The organism is Novosphingobium sp. ST904 (genome assembly GCF_001298105.1).
Lineage (GTDB): Bacteria > Pseudomonadota > Alphaproteobacteria > Sphingomonadales > Sphingomonadaceae > Novosphingobium.
Map to the genome: position 1 here is coordinate 1 of NZ_LGJH01000155.1, position 19104 is coordinate 19104.

14 protein-coding genes, 1 tRNA gene and 5 pseudogenes are annotated in these 19104 nt (G+C 65.5%); 10 read left to right on the forward strand and 10 right to left on the reverse strand.

Annotated elements, in window-relative coordinates:
- The first annotated feature begins 22 nt into the window (after nt 1-22).
- Nucleotides 23-99: transfer RNA gene (locus ADT71_RS18445), tRNA-Met, on the forward strand.
- Between the two features lie 154 nt (nt 100-253).
- The gene (locus tag ADT71_RS18450; protein ID WP_132469250.1) at nt 254-724 is read left to right on the forward strand and encodes a hypothetical protein; all 471 of its coding nucleotides are present in this window, start codon (nt 254-256) and stop codon (nt 722-724) included.
- A gap of 51 nt (nt 725-775) precedes the next feature.
- Here ADT71_RS18450 and ADT71_RS18455 read toward each other — a convergent pair whose 3' ends face one another.
- Nucleotides 776-1039, reverse strand: a complete 264-nt coding sequence (locus ADT71_RS18455; RefSeq protein ID WP_054439138.1) for a transposase domain-containing protein — start codon at nt 1037-1039, stop codon at nt 776-778.
- 118 nt (nt 1040-1157) lie between these two features.
- Between ADT71_RS18455 and ADT71_RS18460 the strand changes: the two are divergent.
- Nucleotides 1158-1648, forward strand: a pseudogene (locus ADT71_RS18460) (integrase core domain-containing protein); the annotation flags it as partial.
- 78 nt (nt 1649-1726) lie between these two features.
- Nucleotides 1727-1963 (forward strand): hypothetical protein, encoded by a 237-nt coding sequence (locus ADT71_RS18465; protein ID WP_054439140.1) that lies wholly within the window; start codon nt 1727-1729, stop codon nt 1961-1963.
- A gap of 122 nt (nt 1964-2085) precedes the next feature.
- Here ADT71_RS18465 and ftsH read toward each other — a convergent pair whose 3' ends face one another.
- From ftsH to ADT71_RS18485, 5 genes and pseudogenes are all read right to left on the reverse strand, one after another.
- On the reverse strand, nt 2086-4017 hold the full coding sequence (gene ftsH / locus ADT71_RS18470) for an ATP-dependent zinc metalloprotease FtsH (RefSeq protein WP_054439141.1): 1932 nt from the start codon (nt 4015-4017) through the stop codon (nt 2086-2088).
- A gap of 157 nt (nt 4018-4174) precedes the next feature.
- Entirely contained in the window at nt 4175-5248 is a 1074-nt protein-coding gene (locus ADT71_RS18475; RefSeq protein WP_054439142.1) for a sensor histidine kinase, read from the reverse strand.
- A 157-nt stretch (nt 5249-5405) separates the two neighbouring features.
- Complete coding sequence (locus ADT71_RS35880) at nt 5406-6074, reverse strand: hypothetical protein (protein ID WP_369818309.1); 669 nt, start codon at nt 6072-6074, stop codon at nt 5406-5408.
- Nucleotides 6069-7483: pseudogene (locus ADT71_RS35885) on the reverse strand (hydantoinase/oxoprolinase family protein); the annotation flags it as partial. The pseudogene ADT71_RS35885 and the gene ADT71_RS35880, both read right to left, overlap by 6 nt.
- 57 nt (nt 7484-7540) lie before the next feature.
- On the reverse strand, nt 7541-9361 hold the full coding sequence (locus ADT71_RS18485; protein ID WP_054439143.1) for a hydantoinase B/oxoprolinase family protein: 1821 nt from the start codon (nt 9359-9361) through the stop codon (nt 7541-7543).
- Between the two features lie 149 nt (nt 9362-9510).
- On the opposite strand from ADT71_RS18485, the pseudogene ADT71_RS18490 reads away from it, so the two are divergent.
- Both ADT71_RS18490 and ADT71_RS18495 read left to right on the forward strand, forming a co-directional pair.
- A pseudogene (locus tag ADT71_RS18490) lies at nt 9511-10682 on the forward strand (aminotransferase).
- An 89-nt stretch (nt 10683-10771) separates the two neighbouring features.
- On the forward strand, nt 10772-12280 hold the full coding sequence (locus ADT71_RS18495) for an NCS1 family nucleobase:cation symporter-1 (protein WP_054439144.1): 1509 nt from the start codon (nt 10772-10774) through the stop codon (nt 12278-12280).
- A 31-nt stretch (nt 12281-12311) separates the two neighbouring features.
- Here ADT71_RS18495 and ADT71_RS18500 read toward each other — a convergent pair whose 3' ends face one another.
- Both ADT71_RS18500 and ADT71_RS18505 read right to left on the reverse strand, forming a co-directional pair.
- Nucleotides 12312-13052, reverse strand: a complete 741-nt coding sequence (locus ADT71_RS18500; RefSeq protein WP_054439145.1) for an SDR family NAD(P)-dependent oxidoreductase — start codon at nt 13050-13052, stop codon at nt 12312-12314.
- A 31-nt stretch (nt 13053-13083) separates the two neighbouring features.
- Nucleotides 13084-14595: a replicative DNA helicase gene (locus tag ADT71_RS18505; protein WP_054439148.1), complete on the reverse strand. Its 1512-nt coding sequence runs from the start codon at nt 14593-14595 to the stop codon at nt 13084-13086.
- A 132-nt stretch (nt 14596-14727) separates the two neighbouring features.
- Here ADT71_RS18505 and ADT71_RS18510 point away from each other — a divergent pair, with 132 nt between their 5' ends.
- The 4 genes and pseudogenes from ADT71_RS18510 to ADT71_RS18525 all read left to right on the forward strand — a co-directional run bounded on the left by ADT71_RS18510 (nt 14728) and on the right by ADT71_RS18525 (nt 17217).
- Nucleotides 14728-15210 (forward strand): UPF0262 family protein, encoded by a 483-nt coding sequence (locus ADT71_RS18510; protein WP_054439149.1) that lies wholly within the window; start codon nt 14728-14730, stop codon nt 15208-15210.
- 10 nt (nt 15211-15220) lie between these two features.
- Nucleotides 15221-15940, forward strand: coding sequence for a glycoside hydrolase family 25 protein (locus tag ADT71_RS18515; protein ID WP_054439151.1), 720 nt, complete (start codon nt 15221-15223; stop codon nt 15938-15940).
- Nucleotides 15937-16403: pseudogene (locus ADT71_RS18520) on the forward strand (cytidine deaminase). The gene ADT71_RS18515 and the pseudogene ADT71_RS18520 overlap by 4 nt, the downstream one beginning before the upstream one ends.
- Before the next feature lie 181 nt (nt 16404-16584).
- Nucleotides 16585-17217, forward strand: coding sequence for an alpha/beta hydrolase (locus ADT71_RS18525; RefSeq protein WP_054439154.1), 633 nt, complete (start codon nt 16585-16587; stop codon nt 17215-17217).
- A gap of 86 nt (nt 17218-17303) precedes the next feature.
- Here the strand turns inward: ADT71_RS18525 and ADT71_RS18530 are convergent.
- Nucleotides 17304-18460: pseudogene (locus ADT71_RS18530) on the reverse strand (M14-type cytosolic carboxypeptidase).
- Nucleotides 18457-19071, reverse strand: a complete 615-nt coding sequence (locus ADT71_RS18535) for a DUF4136 domain-containing protein (RefSeq protein WP_054439158.1) — start codon at nt 19069-19071, stop codon at nt 18457-18459. Before ADT71_RS18535 ends, ADT71_RS18530 begins: the two are co-directional and overlap by 4 nt.
- Nucleotides 19072-19104 lie beyond the last annotated feature (33 nt).

Here is a 19104-nt window from a genome sequence, read left to right on the forward strand (position 1 = left end):
AAAAACGCAAAACCATCGGTGACGCGGGGTGGAGCAGCCCGGTAGCTCGTCAGGCTCATAACCTGAAGGTCGTAGGTTCAAATCCTACCCCCGCAACCAATGATGTACGACTTGAAGCCTCCAGCCCAATGGCCGGGGGCTTTTGCCGTTTTTGGACCCCGTTGCGGCCCGCCTCTGCAGCATCGGCCTAAGCGCAAGCGTCCGGCAGTGCCCGTTCTACGCTCATCATTCCCCGTTGCGAACGCGAAACAAGTTGGTCAATCTTGGTGCCATGAAGTGCCGCAGAAGTCTCCTTTTCGTCTCTATCCTCGCGCTCGGAGGCTGCGAGCCGCTACGTGGCGTGGTATCGGAAAAAGATGTCAATTCACGCGTGGATCTTGGGTGCGTTGATTTATCCCTGCGCCATACTTTTGGCGTGATTGAACGGTGGGATTATACTTCCGACGGCGGCATCTTCCCGAAAGGAACAGAGGTCGCGCAGTTCGCATATTATAAGAGTAACGATGGCGCTGGGTGGGCAAGGCTGGACCTCGGCGAAGTAGAAAAGCACCTGCGCGTAGAGCATTCGTTCACTGGAATAGGGGCGGCGCTACCTCAAGATTATTTCCCGCCTGCATTGAGCGCGATGCAAAATGCTTCAGACGCCGTTCGCACCGACTGCCACCTAGATCTTGGAAATATGAAGTTGAAGGCCGTTGGGCAGGATGTTGACGTTTTAGACTGACGATTCAGCTGCTCAGAACAAGCGTTCATTCAGGCTCGGCGTTATCCAATTTCATGGTAACAACTCATCGATTCGGTTGATCGGATGCCCCTTGCCAATGCGATCGAGCACATCGGCCAGCCACTCCCGCGGGTTGATTCCGCTAAGCTTAGCTGTTTCCAGCAGTGAATACATGGCACCGGCGCGCCTACCTCCCCAGTCGGCACTAGCAAAAATCCAGTTGTTGCGCCCCACGGCTATGCCGCGCAGGGCATTCTCCGCCGGATTGTTGTTGCCGTCGTCGGTGTCGGCGAGCAGTTGCAGCTTGAGCTTCACAACATAGCGCAGGATTTCCGCCAGCGTGATCGAGCCGAGGCTCTGGACAGCACATGGTTCGTCCAGGCGAAGAAATCCAGCGCCTTGAGCTTTGAGAGCTTCCGAGCGTTGCGTCGGATACTCGCGCTACATCATCGCCTGGAAGCTGTGCACCAACAAGCGCGCCGAGGACGTTACCGACACGCTGGACCTGGCCCTCAAGGCATCGGGTTGTGACAGGGCCACGGTCCTGCACAAGCCCCGGCTGCTATCGGACAACGGCCCCAGCTACATGGCCGGCGAACTCGCCGGGTACATCCAGGCCCTGAAGATGAGCCACGTCCGCGTAGCCCCGTTGCATCCGCAGACGCAAGGCAAGATCGAGCGCTGGCACCAGACCTTGAAGAACCGCATCCTGCTGGAAAACTACTTCCTGTTCGGTGATCCCGAGGCCCAGATCGAGACCTTCGTGGAGCACTACATCACCAGCGCTACCACGAGAGCCTGAACAACGTGACGCCTGCAGGCACCTGCTTCGGCAGGGCTCCCGCCATCATCAAGCGCCGCGAAACCATCAAGCGAAAGACCATCGAACATCGCCGCTTGCTTCACCGCAGGCTTGCCGCCTAACATCAAACCCCTGACGAGGCTCGCTCTCAGCTCATCCACGCCCCGATCTGTGCCAGATGTTTCGACGACGGACACCGAGTGCGCGTCGGCCTTGTAGACATCGTTGAGCTTTCGCCGAGCCAGGCAACCGACCTGATCGGCGCGGGCTTGCGGTCACTCGCGGTAGAGGCGGTCGAATCCGGAATAGGGATCGGTCTGCCGGAAATCCGCAAATGTCGTGCGATGGGCGTGCAGCGGCTCGACCTTGCGATCCTTGTCGGCTTGTCCAGAGACGCCGTCGATTTTCGCGAAGGTGGTTCTTCGTACGCCGATTGAACCTCGTGGAGCGTCGGCGCTCTCACATCGGATGGTCGGAAACGCAAAAGGGGCGCAAGACCTTGAGTCCTGCGCCCCCTCCTGCATTCTCCCTCGGGAGAACTTTCTAGCCTTCGAAGCCGTCAGGCACCTTGCGGCGTGGCGCTGCCGGGGAGGCGGCGGCCGGCCTTGGGGATCGAGGAACCGGTCAGCGGGCGCGGAGCACCGGGGCCTCGCGGTTCGCTGGGGCGGTCGAGCTTGCCGGTTTCAAGGAGCTGGTTGATCTCTTCGCCCGAGAGAGTCTCGTATTCCAGCAGGGCCTGTGCCAGCGCTTCAAGCTGTTCGCTGTACTCGTTGAGGAGCTGCGTGGCGCGGGCGTGGGCATTGTCGACTAGGCCGCGAATCTCGCTGTCGATCACCTTGTTGGTCTCGTCCGAGGCCATGGTGCGGTGCGAACCGCCCATGCCGAGGTAGCCTTCCTGGCTTTCCTCGTATTGGAGCGGGCCCAGCTTGTCGGACATGCCCCACTTAGTGACCATGTTGCGGGCCAGGCTCGTGGCGTACTGGATGTCCGACGAGGCGCCCGAGGAGACCTTGTCGTAGCCGAAGATCAGTTCCTCGGCGACACGGCCGCCCATCGCGACCGAGAGGTTCGCGAGCATCTTGTCACGGTGATACGAGTAGCTGTCCCGTTCCGGCAGACGCATCACCATGCCCAGCGCACGGCCGCGCGGGATGATGGTGGCCTTGTGGATCGGGTCCGAGGCGGCTTCGTGCAGCGAGACGATGGCATGGCCGGCCTCGTGGTAGGCGGTCATCTTCTTCTCGTCGTCGGTCATGACCATGGAGCGGCGTTCCGCGCCCATCATGACCTTGTCCTTGGCGTCCTCGAACTCCTGCATGGCGACGAGACGCTTGTTACGGCGCGCGGCGAGCAGGGCGGCCTCGTTCACGAGGTTGGCGAGGTCGGCGCCCGAGAAGCCCGGCGTGCCGCGTGCGATCACGCGGGGGTTCACGTCAGGCGCCAACGGCACCTTCTTCATATGCACGGCGAGGATCTTCTCGCGGCCTTCGATATCCGGCACGGGCACCACGACCTGACGGTCGAAGCGGCCCGGGCGCAGCAGCGCGGGGTCGAGCACATCGGGGCGGTTGGTGGCCGCGATGATGATGATGCCTTCGTTCGCCTCGAAGCCGTCCATCTCCACGAGGAGCTGGTTCAGCGTCTGCTCGCGCTCGTCGTTCGAATTGCCGAGGCCGTGGCCGCGATGGCGGCCGACCGCGTCGATTTCGTCGATGAAGACGATGCAGGGGGCGTTCTTCTTCGCCTGCTCGAACATGTCACGCACGCGGCTTGCGCCGACGCCCACGAACATTTCGACAAAGTCGGAGCCCGAGATCGTGAAGAAAGGCACGCCTGCCTCACCGGCGATGGCGCGGGCGAGCAGGGTCTTGCCGGTACCCGGCGAGCCGACCAGCAGCGCGCCCTTCGGAATCTGGCCGCCGAGCTTGGAGAAGCGGGTGGGATCGCGAAGGAATTCGACGATCTCTTCCAGTTCCTCACGCGCTTCGTCGATACCCGCAACATCGTCGAAAGTGACGCGGCCCGAGCGTTCGGTCAGCATCTTGGCCTTCGATTTGCCGAAGCCCATCGCGCCCGAACCGCCGCCCTTCTGGACCTGCCGCAGCGCGAAGAACGCGATGCCGACGATCAGCAGGAAGGGGAGGGTCTGCGCCAGGATGTAGACCAGCAGACTGCCTTCCTCGGGCGTCTTGCCGGCATACTGCACGCCGCTTTGCTGAAGCAGCGGGGTCAGCGTGGTATCGCCGGGGACGGGCACGGTGCGGAAGACATCGCCGTTCTTCATCTTCCCGTCGATGCTGTCCGTGCCGACTTCGACGCTCTGAACGCTGCCTTCGGCAACTTTGGCGCGGAAATCGGAATAGGCGATCACGGGCCCGCTTTCGCTGCGGGTGTTGAACATGGAAACCACCACGAGGAGCGCGAGGAAGATGCAGCCCCATACGAGAAGGCTCTTGACCCAGGGATTGCCGCTAGGCTGATCGTCGTTCATCTTGGGAGAAACCGTCCTTTCGCCCGCCAATGTAGGGTGGGGCGCCTGAATCGCAAGTTAGCAGAGCCAGTCAGTGTAATCGTTTCGCCCTGCGGTGTCGTTCGAAAACGCGCTGGGGGTATGTGCGAGGCGCGGACAGCGACGGCTGACGCCGGGATCAGTCCTGCCGAACGATGCGGCAAGGCGGCAGGTGAAGGGTCATGCGGGCGCCGCGCCGTCCCGTTTCAGGGGGCACATTTTCCAGTGTCATGCGGGCATCGAGCTGGCGCGAGAGGACGCGGGAGATGCGCAGTCCTATCGATTCTGCAAGGTCGGGCTCGAAGCCGTCGGCAAGGCCGGCGCCGTCGTCCTCGACGACCAGCGCGATTCCCTCGTCCCGGCGGATGACCTGGACGTGGATCGTGCCGGTGTCCCGCGCGGCCAATCCATGTTCCAGGGCATTGGCCATGGCCTCGGACAGGATCAGCGCCACGGGGACGGCGGCGTCGGGCCGAAGGACGATGCCGGGCTCCACCACGACCTTGCAGGCGATGTCGTCCCGCCCGCTCGAATCCATGACCTGCCCCGACAGTTCGTGGACGAAGCGGTCCAGCGGCACCAGTTCTCCGTCCGACTTGTAGAGCTGGCGCTGGATGCGGCCGATCACCTGCAACCGCCCGGCGGCATTGGCGATGGCGCGGCGGGCGGTCGGTTCGGCGAGGCCGCGCATCTGCAGCGACAAAACGGCGCCGATCATCTGGAGATTGTTGCCGACGCGGTGCTGGAGCTCCTGAAATAGCAGCTCGGTGCGCTCCGCCAGGACACCGCGTTCCTCGGCGAGCAGGCGGACGTTCTCGCGTGCGACATGGAGGCGGGAGTTGGCGCTTTGCATGAGGTGGACGAGGGCAATGTCGACAGTGACCACGCCCAGGTAGAACGCCAGGGACACCAGCGTCTTGCTGTCGAACGCGAACCCGAAACGCGGCGGTATGAACAGGTACCACGCGAAGAACCCGCAAATCACGGCAGCCACCACGCCGGGGCGAGGCCCGAACAGGAACGAGGAGAGGATAACGGCCGGGAAGAAGGTCAGGTAGGGATAGCCCGGTGGGAAAGCGCCATCGAGTTCCCAGCGTATCCATGCGGCCAGCAGGCACAGCGCGACAGTGACGCCGTAACGCATTCCGGGGCGTTCGGGGATCAGCGGCAACCTTTCGATGAAGTCGGTCTGGAAGCGGGATAGGCGGTTCACGTCGGGCAAGTCTCTCGCTGCGCCAGGAGCGGCGAAGATCCGTCCGGGCTGCAGGGTCAGGGTCTGGCGGCAAGACCTTCCTGTCGCAAGCGGAAGTGTCGAGAAAGAGACGCCTGATCCGCGCGCAAGTTCCCCGGCCGGTGGCGCCGCCCCCGCCTCAGGCCTCCTTTATGAGCTGATAGTCCCCCGCCGCGTCCACCCGGGCCGTCCATCCCGGGTAGATGACGATCGTGGTGAAGGTCTCCTCCACGATCGCGGGGGCGGGCACTTCCATGCCGGGTGCGAGGTCCGGGCCGCGATAGACCGGGACTTCGGCAAAACCCTGCCCGAGATTGGCGCGGCGGCGGCGATGCGGCTGCGGAACCGCGCCGCTGGGCGTGAAGCCGCCGCCCGCTGTTGGAGAAGGGGTCTCGACATGAGCCGCGAGGCGCACGCCCGAGATTTCGGGCACCTCGTGCTCGCGGATATGGCCGTATTCTGCCATGTGGCGGGCATTGAACAGTTCGGTGGCACGGGCGGCGAAGGTCTCGTCGATGAAGCCGAGATCGCCGAGTGCGGTCTCGGCGGCAAAGTCGAACGAGAGCGAGAAGTTCTGGCCGGGATAACGCATGTTGAGCCGGTAGTCGGCGCGGATATCCTCGGCGCGGAACTGCGCGGCGGTGAAGAAGCGGGCGGCGCGGTCCGACAGTTCGGTCCAGAGCGTGCGGATGCGCGCCACATCCAGTGCCGAGGCGGAAGCGATGTAGGAGCGTTCCTCGTCGATGGTCGGGTTGGCGACCAGAGTGCCCAGCGCCGAGAACGTGGGCGAGGCCTTGGGCACCAGCACGCGGGTGATGCCGAGGTCCTCGGCCTGGATCGCCGCGAAGGCGGGGCCGTTGCCGCCATAGGCCAGCATGACGAGATCCTTGGGATCGATACCCTTGCCCGCCGTGGTGCGGCGCACGCCCTGGCTCATATGGGCATTGACCACGCGCCAGCAGTCGAAAGCGGCGCGTGCCGGGTCATCATGGCCGAGTTCGTGGGCGATCCGGCGGAAGGCTTCCTCCACGCCGTCGCGGGTGAGGCGGAAGCTGCCGCCAGCGAAGCCTTCCTCGGTGGAGAGAATGCCCAGCATGACGAGGGCATCGGTCACGGTCGGTTCGGTTCCGCCGCGTCCGTAGCAGATCGGGCCGGGCTGCGACCCCGCCGAGCGTGGGCCGACTTCCAGCGCGCCCTTGTTGACGTGGCAGATCGAGCCGCCCCCTGCGCCCAGCGTTTCCACTTTCACCATCGGCACGCCGACGAGATAGCGGTGATGCATGTTCCAGCCGGCCTCGGCCGGGGCTTCGCCGTTCAGCACCAGCGCCATGTCGTAGCTGGTGCGCCCATGTCTACGCAGAGCAGGTCCGGGCAGCCCTTGGCCCGGCCCGCATGGGCGGAACCCACCACGCCGCCGGCCGGGCCGGAAGCGAGCACCCGGATCGGCGCGCCGTCGATATAGTCCTTGGTCATCACTCCGCCGGAAGCCTGCATGACCATCAGCTGGTTCCGGTATCCACCCTCGCCAAGCCGCTGCACCAGTTTCTCGAGATAGCCGGTAACGCGGGGGCCGACATAGGCGTTGACCACCGTGGTCGATGTGCGGTCGTACTCGGGCGCGCGGGGCAGCACTTCGTGGCTGGCGGAAACGTAGGCGTTCTGGATTTCCTGCCGCACGATCTCCTTGGCGCGGCGCTCATGCTCCGGGTTGACGAAGGAGAACAGGAACGAGATCGCCACCGCTTCCACGTTCTGCAGCCGCAGCTTGCGGCAGGCTTCGCGCAGCGCCGCTTCGTCCAGTTCCTTGTGGACCGATCCGTCGTGCAGCACGCGTTCGGGCACCGTCAGGCGGCGGCGGCGCGGGGTGATCTGCTGCGGGGCTTCGAGGCGGACGTCCCAGATATCCTCCTTGTAGCCGCGGCGATATTCGATCTCGTCGCGGAAACCCTCGGTGGTGATGAGGCCGGTGAGGGCGCCGTTCATCTCGATCAGGGTGTTGTCGGCCACGGTGGTGCCGTGGACGATCGCCTCGCAGCAGCCGAGGAATTCGGCCAGCGGCAGCCCTTCCTTTTCGGCCAGCTTGCCGAGGCCTTCCATCACGCCCAGCGAGCGGTCCTCCGGGGTGGAGAGGTTCTTGTGGAGCACCACCTCGCTGCCCTTCAGGAGCGCGAAGTCGGTGAAGGTGCCGCCGATGTCGATGCCGACCCTGTAATCCATGAAACGTCCTCTCCGATCCCCTCCCCTTCAGGGAAGGGGGGAGAGCCTGCTTTTTCGTTATTCTGCTGCTTCGGCCATGCTCGCCATTTCGGCTCTGAGCGCCTCGGTCGCGGCGTGGTCCACTGCCAGCGAGTAGTCGTCGAGGCTGCCGGTCAGCACCACGCCGTACTTCGCCCGCGCCGCCTCCGGGCTGACGTACTCGTCGAGCACATCCTCCTTCACGGCCTCCGGATCGCGCTGGAGCGGCCTGCCGAACCCCGCGCCGCCGCCGTGCTGGTAGGCGATCACCGCGCCTTCCGGCAGCAGGTCCTGCGCGGTGTGGAGAATGGCCCGCTCATTGGGGGAGCCGACCTCGAACCGGTTGGTATAGGGGATCGCATCGTCCCCGCCGCGAAGCCCGCGCAAGGGGTGGTCGGCCGAGACCATCCACGCCATCGCCGAAGTCGGCCGCAGCACCTGCTTGACGTTGAGCGAGCCCGGACAGCCGCGCCACTGTCCGGCGCCGCCGCCGTCGGTGGTCAACTCGCGGCTGATGTTGAGGATCGGGAAGCGGCTTTCCGCATCTTCCGCCTCGGACAGGATCAGGCTGCCCAGCGCGGAGGGGCAGGAGCCCCAGCCATCCAGCCCTTCCACCGCCGAAACGTCCATCGATCGGCAATCGACGCCCTGATCCATCCACATCATGCCGTTCTCGTCGAAGCCGACGACCATGTTGGGCATACCGATCTTGTAGAGCTGCGGCTGTGACCGTTCGGGCGCCACATTGGACAGTGCGATGCAGACCGCCTCGGTAATCTCGCAGGCCGGGTGGAACGATCCCAGCGCGGCGGGCCTGTTCGGCGGCGGCTGGGCGATGCAGCCTTCGGGGATCAGGATATCGACCGCGTTGAAGAAGCCTTCGTTCTTCACGATCGTCGGGTCCATCGCCGCGACCACCTGACACATCACGTAGCTGCGCGAATTGGCGAACGTGTTCCACACGCCGACAAGGTTCTGCCGGTCGTCCGTCCCCGCCAGATCGACGGAGAGCTGATCCCCGGCGATGGTGCAGGCGACCTGGACCTTGATGTCCTTGGTTCCCGCGGTGTCGTGGTCGATCCAGACGGTCGCCTCGTGGCACCCATCGGGCCATTTCGCCACTTCCTCGCGGACGCGGCGTGTCGTGTGCTCGATCGAGTGGTTGATCGCCGCCTTGATCGTCTCCCCGCCCCATTTGCCGAGCAGGTCGTCCAGCATCCGCACCGCGTGCTGCACGCCGCCGATCATCGCCGCAATGTCTCCCGCGAACGTGGCGAAGCGGTTGTTGCGCACCACCATGTCGAACACGTCGCGGCGCAGCTCGCCCCGGTGGACCAGCTTGAGGCAGGGGTAGATCACCCCCTCGGTGAAGACGTCGGTGGCATCGAGCGAGAAGCCGCCCGGGTCCTTGCCGCCGGTGTCGCCCTGATGCGCCTGCAAGGTCTGGATACAGATCAGCTCGCCCTTGTCGTCATAGACCGGGCCGTAGATGCAGTAATCCGGCAGGTGGCCGCCGCCGTGATCGGGATCGTTGCCCAGGAAGACGTCGCCGGGCCCCCAGTCGTAACGGTCCTGGTTCATCAGGCCCCAGCGCGTTTCCATCTGGTTGACGAACGTCAGGTGCGGGGTGCCCACCGCGCCCATGGCAAGGCGGCCGTGGGCATCGACGATGGCGGCATTGCGCTCGTTCGACTGGTTGATGATCGGGCTGGAAGCGGCGCGGCCAAGATAGGTCGCAGCCTCGAAGCAGACCGTTTCGAAGGCGCCGCGAACGATGTCGGCCGTTACCGGGTCGATCCGGGCCGCCGTCGGCAGCGGTTCGCGCCGCGCGGCGAGCTTGCGGTTCAGCTCGTAGGACACGTCTCTTGCTCTCCCTTGTGGCCGATCCGGGGTAGAAGCGCGGGGGCGGCGCTTCTCGACAGCGTGTGCGTATCGCCGTGCAATTTGCGAAAACGCGCGTTATCCGGCGCTCTCACCATGCCCAGACGCGCTATCGGAGCAGCCCCGAGATGAAGTCCCGCATCCACCCGGTCTATGCCGAAATGGAACGCACGGTGTTTGACCGCATGTCTGCGCTGGCGCGTGAGCATGGCGCGATCAATCTGGGGCAGGGCTTTCCCGACGGGCCGCCGCCGCCCGCGCTGATAGAGGCGGCGCGCGCGCGCTGCAGGAGAAATCGAGCCAGTATCCGCCGGGCGCGGGGCTTGCCGAACTGCGTGAGGCGATCTGCGCCTACTATGCCCGGCGGCAGGGGCTGGCGCTCGCGCCCGAACAGGTGACGGTGACTTCCGGCGCCACCGAGGCTCTGGCCGCTGCCGTTTCCGCGCTGGTGCAGCCGGGCGACGAGGTGATCCTGTTCCAGCCCGCCTACGATGCCTATGCGCCCACGGTGCGCCGGGCAGGGGGCGTGCCGGTGTCTATCCCGCTTTCCCCGCCGCACTTCCGCTACACCGCCGAAGCGCTGGCCGCCGCGATCACGCCTGCGACGCGCCTGCTGATGTTCAACGATCCGCTCAATCCGGCAGGAACGGTCGCCAGCCACGCCGAACTGGAGACGATCGCCCGCGCCTGCGTGGAGCACGATCTTGTCGCCGTGTGCGACGAAGTCTGGGAGGATGTCCGCTTCGACGGCGTGGCCCATCGCTCGCTCGCGGCGGTTCCCGGCATGGCGGAGCGCACGGTGAAGATCGGATCGGCGGGCAAGATCTTCGGTCTCACCGGGTGGAAGATCGGCTGGATGATCGCGCAGGGCGAACTGGCTACGGCGCTTCAGCGCGCGCACCAGTTCCTGACTTATGCCACCGCGGTCCCGCTGCAATGGGCCGTGGCCGAAGGGCTGGCATTGCCGGATGCCGTGCTGGCGGACCAGCGCGCCGAATGGAATGCCGCGCGCGAACGGCTGAGGAACGGCCTTGCGGCGGCGGGCTTCGTGGTGCTGCCCAACGCGGCGACGTGGTTCCTCAACGTCGATCTCGGCGCTTCCGGCATTTCGTTGTGCGACAGCGAATTCAGCGAACGTGCCGTGGCCGAGGCCGGGGTGGCCACGGTGCCGGTCTCGGCGCTCTACCAGGGCGAAGCGGCACCCCGCCACCTGGTCCGTTTCTGCTTCACCAAGCCCGCCGAAGTGCTGGACGAAGCCGTGTTCCGCCTCGCGCGGTTCAGGGAGCGCCTGCTGGGCTGATCGCCAGTCGGTGAGCCGGAATTCGCGCGCTTGACACTTTGCTACACTGCGGCATCGTAGTCCCCCTCAGGCATCGGGGGATCGCGCGGATGAGTCACGGTAATGGCGACACGCTCTGGAACGCGGACCTCGCGCCCACGGACGAGGCGCAGCGCAACTGGCGCTGGTGGCACTTCGCGGCGCTGTGGGTGGGCATGGTCGTTGCCGTGCCGACCTGGATGCTGGCCTCCGGCCTGATCGAACAGGGCATGTCGGCGCTTCAGGCGACTGTTACCGTTATCCTGGGCAATATCGTGATCCTTGTGCCGATGCTGCTGATCGGCCATTCCGGCACCCGCTACGGCGTACCTTTCGCGGTGCTCGTGCGCGCTTCCTTCGGTACGGTCGGCGCGCGGCTTCCCGCGCTGGCCCGCGCGCTGGTGGCCTGCGGCTGGTACGGCATCCAGACCTGGATCGGCGGCGAGGCGCTGCTGACGCTGCTCGGCATCTTCCTCGGTCTGGACTTGCGCGGCGCACCGCTGCCGTTCTTCGGGATCGGGATCGGCCAGTTGCTTGCATTCCTGGTGTTCTGGGGCGTGCAGCTGCTCTTCGTGCGCAAGGGCCTGCTGACGATCCGGCGGCTGGAAACCTGGACCGCGCCGCTAAAGCTGCTGGCCTGCATCGGCCTTGTCTGGTGGGCGGTGGACGCTGCGGGCGGCATCGGGCCGATCTTCTCGGCGCCTTCCGCCTTCGGGCCGGGCGGTGCGAAGGAGGGCCAGTTCTGGGCAGTCTGGCTTCCTGCCTTCACCGCCATGGTCGGTTTCTGGGGAACCCTGGCGCTCAACATCCCGGACTTCACGCGTTTCGCCCATAGCCAGCGGGACCAGATGATCGGCCAGACACTGGGCCTGCCGCCGACCATGGGCCTGGTCGCGCTCATCAGCGTCATCACCACTTCGGCAACCGTGGTGATCTACGGCCATGCGATCTGGGACCCGGTGGTGCTGGCGGGAACCCTGTCCGGCCCGTTCGTGCTGCTGGGCCTGGTGGTGATCGCGGTGGACACGGTTTCCTGCAACATTGCCGCCAACCTCGTATGTGCGGCGTTCGACTTCGCATCGCTCAAGCCGTCAAGGATCAGCTACCGGACAGGCGCGCTCATCACGGCGTGCATCGGGCTGTTCATGATGCCCTGGAAGCTGATGGCCAGCACTGAGGGCTACATCTTCACCTGGCTCACCGGTTACGGTGCGCTGCTTGGTCCGATCACCGGCATCCTCATCGCCGACTACTGGCTGGTGCGCGACACGCGATTGGACGTCGCGGCGCTCTATGACGAAAACGGCGTCTATTCCTATGGGAACGGGTGGAATCCGCGCGCGCTCATCGCCCTTGTGCTGGGTATCGCGCCGAATGTGCCGGGCTTCCTCAAGGTTGCCGCGCCGGAGACCTTCGGCGGTGTGGGGGCGTTCTGGTCGGGAATCTACACTTACGCCTGGTTCGTCGGCGTGGCGGTGGCGCTGGCGAGCTACGCACTGATGATGCGGGGCAGGGCCGCCGGGGGCGAGGTCGTGGACGGGGTCGAGGCCGGTGTGGAAGCCGGGCAGGTGGCGGCCTGAAGCGCGCGGGTGAACGCGCGCGGGCGGTGTTTCAGGCGTTCAGCCCGCCGTTCACGCTGATGACCTGTCCGGTGATCTTCGCTGCACCGTCCGAACAGAGGAACAGGGCGAGCGGGGCGACGTCATCCGCTGTCGGCAGGCCCAGACCGGCCTTGCGCGCCGCGCGGGCCATGCGTTCCGAACCCATCCGGATCGCGCTTTCGCTGCCCTCCACGAAGCTGGTGGAGAGCGCATGGGCGCGGATGCCGTCGCGCGCGGCTTCCATTGCGAAATTGCGGATGAATCCGATGGTGCCGGCCCGCGCTGCGCCGATCAGGCTCTGGCGCGCGGCGGCGTAGATCCCGGCGTCGGAGACGAGGGCTAGGAAAGTGCCGCCCTGCGTGGCAAGAAATCCATAGCTGGCCAGCGCGAGCCGCTCCACCCAGCCGACCGAGACATTGAGGAAATCCCCGAAGGTTTCGGGGGTGGTTTCCGGCAGGAGCCCGGTGATGCCGAGCGGGCCGGTCGAAACGCAGTCGATCACCGCGTCGATCCGGCCGTATTGCTCACCCACTTCGGCGATCAGGGTTTCGGCCGCATCCTCTTCCCATACGTCGGCTATGAAGCCATCGATGGAACCGAGGTAGGACAGCCCGGTCACGAGCGCTTCGACCTTTTCGGGTGTGCGGCCGTGGAGAGCGACCTTCCAGCCATGAGCCAGCGCCTGGCGGGCGATGGCGCTGCCGATCGATCCGCTGCCCCCGGCGAGAAGCAGGACTTTCCGGTCGCTCATTTTGTCCTTTTCGGCATTCCTCTCGGGAAGATCAGTCGCTTTCGAAGGCCGCGCGCATGTCGTCGTCGGCAAGGTCGGAGAACTTCGTGATCCGTGCCTCGAAGCGCAGGCGCACCTTGCCGGTGGCGCCGTGACGCTGCTTGGCGATGATCAATTCGGAAAGGCCGGTGATCCGTTCCATATGCTCGCGCCATTCGTTCCACTTGGCGTGAACGTCCGGCGGATCGTTGTCGCCGGGCTCGCGCGGCTCGACGCCCTTGGCGTAGTAATCCTCGCGGAACACGAACCAGACCATGTCCGCGTCCTGCTCGATCGAGCCCGATTCGCGAAGGTCGGAAAGCATCGGGCGCTTGTCCTCGCGCGATTCCACCGCACGGGAAAGCTGCGAGAGCGCGATCACCGGAACGTGCAGTTCCTTGGCGAGCGTCTTGAGGCCGCGCGAGATTTCCGAGATTTCGTTCACGCGGTTGTCGTTGGCGCGGCCGGAGCCCTGCAGCAGCTGCAGATAGTCGATGATGACGAGGCCGATGTTGTGGCGGCGCTTCAGGCGGCGGGCACGGGTGCGCAGGCCGGCGATGGTGAGGCCCGGCGTATCGTCGATATAGAGCGGCAGTTCGGCCAGCCGCTGCGAGGCGAAGGAGAGCTGCTGGAAGTCCTCGCGGCTGATCTTGCCCATGCGCAGCGCTTCGGAGCTGATGCCCGACTGCTCGGCAAGGATACGCGTGGCCAGCTGATCCGCGCTCATTTCGAGGCTGAAGAACGCCGTTGCCGCGCCCACCGACTTTTCTACCGGGATACCGTCCGCCAGGTCGCGCTGGAGCCGGTCGGAGGCATTGAACGCGATGTTGGTGACGAGCGAGGTCTTGCCCATGCCGGGACGGCCGGCAAGGATGATAAGGTCGGAATCGTGCAGGCCGCCGATCTTGCCGTTGACCGAATTGAGGCCCGTGGTCTTGCCGGAGATGTGACCGCCGGAATTGAAGGCCTTCTCGATCGCGCCGATCGCGGTGCGGGTGGCGGCGGCGAAGCTCTTCGCCTCGTTCGCGGTCGCGGCGCCTTCGGCCACCTTGTAGAGCGCGGCTTCGGCCCGCTCCACCTGCTCCATCGGCTCCACCGATTCGGAAGTATCCATCGCCTCGGCGACGAGGTTGCGGCCCACCGAGATCAGTTCGCGCAGCAGGGCGAGATCGTAGATCTGGTCCGCCAGTTCGCGCGGGGCGAGCAGGCCCTGTCCGTCGGCCGTCAGGCGGGCAAGGTAGGATACGCCGCCCAGCGCCTTGAGCGCTTCATCCGATTCGAAATAGGGGCGCAGCGTCACCGGCGTGACCACCGCCTTGCGATCGAGCAACTGGAGGATACGCTCGTAGATTCGCGCGTGCACGGGCTCGAAGAAGTGGATCGGGGTGAGCTGCGTCTGCAGTTCCTCGATCACCCGGTTGTCGATCAGGACGGCGCCAAGGAACGCGGCCTCGGCCTCGACGTTGGCGGGGAGGGTACGGGCTTCGGCCTCGGGGGCGAGCGCAATGGCGGCAGGTTGTGACATGAGGGGGCCGACAATGCCTCATCTCGCCCCCCGCCAGCAAGCGAACAGGTGAGCGATATTATTCCACAGGGTGTGAATGGTGAGCGTTGGGCTTGCGACCCCATGCTGCAAGCGCGTAAAGGGCGAGGGATCATGTCCGATCCGTGCATCTCCCATATCGAACTCGACGAGGCGACCATTCTGTGGCGCAACGCCGATATCGAACAGGAACGGCGCATCGCCATCTTCGATCTGATCGAAGACAACGTCTTCAAGCCCCTGCGCGCCTATGAAGCCGGTCACGTAGGGCCTTATCGCCTGCGGCTTTCGGTGCGCGACGGGCGCCTCTCGCTCGACATCGCGGACGAGGCCGGCGGCGCGCTGGAAACCATGGTGCTGGGCCTTGCCCGCTTCCGCCGCCCCGTGCGGGAGTACTTCGCGGTCTGCGAAAGCTACTACCAGGCGATTCGCAAGGCTTCGGCCCAGGAGATCGAGACCATCGACATGGCCCGGCGCGGTATTCACAATGCCGCCGCCGAACTTCTGCTCGAACGCCTCGAAGGCAAGGTCGAGACGGACCACCCCACCGCACGCAGGCTTTTCACGCTGATCTGCGTCCTGCATATTCGCGGCTGAGGGGGCTCGCATGGCAAGGAAAGGCTCGGCCGCAAAGGCGCGCGCGCGCATCGTATGGCGAATCGCCGCGGTTCTGCTGCTTCTGGCGCTGCTGGCGGGCGGCTGGGGCTGGTGGCACGTTCGCCACTGGACACCGGATCGCGGCCTCTATCCGATGCAGGGGGTCGAGATCGGCGCCTCCGACGGCGAGGTGAACTGGAAGTCGCTCAAGGCGATCGGCGTGAACTTCGCCTATATCGACGCGAGCGCCAGTGTCAGCGCCTTTGCCCGCGACCCGCGTTTCGTCGCCAATTTCGTGGCGGCCAAGGCGGCCGGCCTGCAGGTGGGAGCGGTCCACCGCTACGATCCGTGCCAGCCTGCCGAAATGCAGTCCGCCAACTTCGTGACCACGGTTCCGCGCGATGCGCAGTTGCTGCCGCCGGTGATCGATCTCGATATCGTGGCGGACGGTTGCCCTGCCAACGTTTCCGACGCCAAGGTCGAGAGCGAACTGATGACCTTCATCAACCAGATCGAGACCCATGCGGGAAAGCCGGTGATCCTCAAGGTCAGCAAGCAGTTCGAATCGCGCTACCGGATCGCGGCCAAGCTCGATCGCAACCTCTGGCTGTCGCGCGATCGCTTCCTGCCGGATTACGGCGGCCGTCCATGGTCGCTGTGGACGGCGAACCGCTCGCTTTCGAACGATATTGCGCAAGGCGGGCTCCGCTGGGTAGTGGTGCAGCCATGACCACCGCATCTTCCCCGTCTTTCGCCGCCGAACAGCGCGACGCCCTGCTTGTGGCCGCGCGCGAGGCCGCCGGCCGCGCTATGCGCCTTATTCGAAGTTCCACGTCGGCGCCGCGCTGCTCATGGCGGATGGCTCGGTCGTCACCGGCGCCAATGTCGAGAACGCCAGCTACGGGCTCTCGCTCTGCGCCGAGACGGTGGCGGTTTCCGCCATTCTCTCCTCGGGCGAGTTCCTTCGCAACGGGGGCAAGCTGGAAGCGGTTGCGGTGACGGGCGGCGCGCCCGGCGCGGCAGGGCAGGGTGACACCGTCACCCCCTGCGGCCGCTGCCGCCAGGTCCTGAACGAGATCGCGCAGATCGGCGGCACCGATCCGCTGGTCTGGTGCGACGGGCCGGACGGCGTGCTGGAAATGCGCCTGTCGGAATTGCTGCCGCACGCCTTCGGACCGGCTAACCTCCTGTAAGACAAGCCCGATCGAACAGGCATCCCGCGCCGCGTCACTTGGTCCGTTTCGGAGTGACGTGGAAGGGCATCGTTTCGTCGGAATCTTATTGTCAACCAAATCGGTTGAGTTATGGTGCGCAGACAGTCGGGACGTAGACAGAGTCGACCGGCGGTATCCCCAACAGCGTTGGAGCACCACCATGACAAACTATCGCTATCCCAGTGAGCAGGACCATGTGCCCCTCATTCTCCTCGTGCCCGGCGCTCCCCTTGCCGAAGGGCACTGGATGAACCGCTGGGCCCGGTGGAGCGAACATTGCCGCGTGCTGGAGCTTGGCCTCTGGGACGAACCGCACCGCAATACCTGGGTCAACAAGCTCAACCTCGCCGTCCGCCGTGCCGACCGCCCGGTCGTGATCGTGACCGACGATATCGCAGCGCTGGCGCTCGCCTGGTGGGTGGAGTTCGAAAGTGTGGGCAAGGAAAACCCGGTGCTCGGCGCGATCGTCGTCAATCCGCCGAACATGGACCTTCCCGGGGCCGACCGCCGCTTGTCCCGCTTCGGCGCCTGTCCGCGCCAGCCGCTGCCGTTCACGTCCTTCATGGTCGGCGATCTCGACGCGTCCATGGCCCAGCAACGCTCGATGATCCGCCTCGCCAAGGACTGGGATTCCTTCCCGGTCTGCGATGATACACGCGGTGACTGGGCGTCCGGCTGGATGATTCTGCAGAGCGTGCTGGGCGAAGTTCCCGCCGCTTCGTTCTCGCCGGGATGGAGCTACGACGAGAATCTGGCGGTGAAGCAGGCCCTGCGGCAGTGGGCGGGCATCTGAAGATCCGGCTGAATATCCGGCGATAAACAGATAGCGTAAAAATCAGGAGGCAGGGGCCGCGGCCCCTGCCGTCCGCTTATGCCGCCTTACTTCCCTTCGCGCTCGACGAACCACTCCAGCAGCGCGCCCATGCAATCCTTGCCGAGCTGTGCCGAGCGTTCCGGGCTCCAGCCCTGGCGCGGGTCGGCGGCTTCGTCGTGGTCCTTGAAAGGCATTTCCAGTGTCATCGACACCGCGCCGAAGCGTTCGGCAAGCTGGTTGGTCGACATCGTGAGGTTGCCCTTGCCCGGCTGGGCGAGCGAGTAGCCGAGCTTCGTCTGGAAGTCCGGCGTGCGGCGTTCGAGGATCGAGGCGTACCGGTCGTAGCCTTCCTTCTGCTCGGGCTTGAGCGAGGGAATGCCTTCGAATCCGGCAAGGAACACCGCAGGAATGGCTTCGTCGCCGTGGATGTCCATGGCGAAGTCCACGCCGGTTTCGTCCATGGCGGCCAGCACGGCCAGCACTTCGGGCGACTTTTCGGGGCTGGGAGTGGCCCACTCACGGTTGAGGTTCACGCCGGCCGCATTGGTGCGCAGGTGGCCGCGCGCCGAGCCGTCCGGGTTCATGTTGGGCACGACGTGGAAGCGGCAGCGCTTGCGCAGTTCGCGGCCCACCGAATCGGCGGGGTCCGCCAGCACTTCGAGCGCGCCTTCCATCCACCATTCCGCCATCGATTCGCCGGGATGCTGGCGGGCATAGAGCCAGACCTGCGAGAGACCTTCGCCCATCGAGAGGCAATCGAGCGGACGGCCGTCGAGCGTGGTGCCGAGCAGGCGGTATTCGACATCCTCGAGCCCGGCGAGCGAGGAGACGAGGTCGTGGTGGCGCTCCATCGAATAGGGCGCGAAATAGGCGAACCACGCCAGTTCGCCTTCGGGCGTGTGGCGGATGGTGAGGGTGCCGCCATCCTCGCTAGCGCTCCACGAAGTGTCGGTACGGCCCCAGAACTGGCGATCTTCCGAGGCGCAGGCGCGGTAGCCGGGCCAGCCCATCGGGTAGGCGGAGCCGTTGAGGCCGGTGATCTTGAGAGTCAGTTCCTCTCCGGCGATGCTCTGGCCGGGCGCGCGCTGACGCGGAAATGGAACCACTGGAAGAAGTCCGATTCGTGATCGCGCCGGATCTTCAAGCGGGCCGTGGTGCCCTGGGTGGAGAGGACTTCGATGTTGCCGGAATCGAAAGCGGAGGAGATCTGGATGCTGGTCATTTCACCAGGATAGTTTCGCCCGACTTGCCCGGAAACCCCTTGAAAAGCGCTTCGGCCATTTTTGCGGCGCCCAGCGAGGTCTGGGCGACGGGCGCCTTGGAGCCGACGGTGAAGGCGGCGCGGCCTTCCCAGATGGTGCGGCCGCCGGGGCGGTCCTTGATCATGACCTGCATCCGCGTCTCGACCTGCTCCTGCGGCTTGCCGGCAAGGTTGATGCCGAGGCCGAGCCCCAGGCCCGATCCGTAAGAGCCGGTGCTGCCGCCCACGCCCACGGAAACCGGGCTGCGCTCGCGCCCCGGCTGGTAGCTGCGCCGTTCGACGGAGAGCACGGCGACTTGCGGATTGGCGACGGCCTCGCCCGGCAATGCCTGCCGATAGCCGACTTTTGCGAGTTCCTGCGCGACGGCGGCGGCATAAGTGCGGAATTCGAGGCTGGAGGCGTCCTGCGGGTTGGCGGGATCGACGCGAATCACGCCGCTGCCGAGGCCGGGTGCGTCGGCGGCGCTGAAGCGGGTCACTTCGACCGGGCCGACCTGCGCGGAGCACCCGCCAAGCGTCAGTGCCGCGGCGAGGAAGCAGGCTGCGGTCAGGGTGCGGGTGGTGCGGATCATGTCAGGCTCTCCCGGGGGCAAGTGTCTATACGA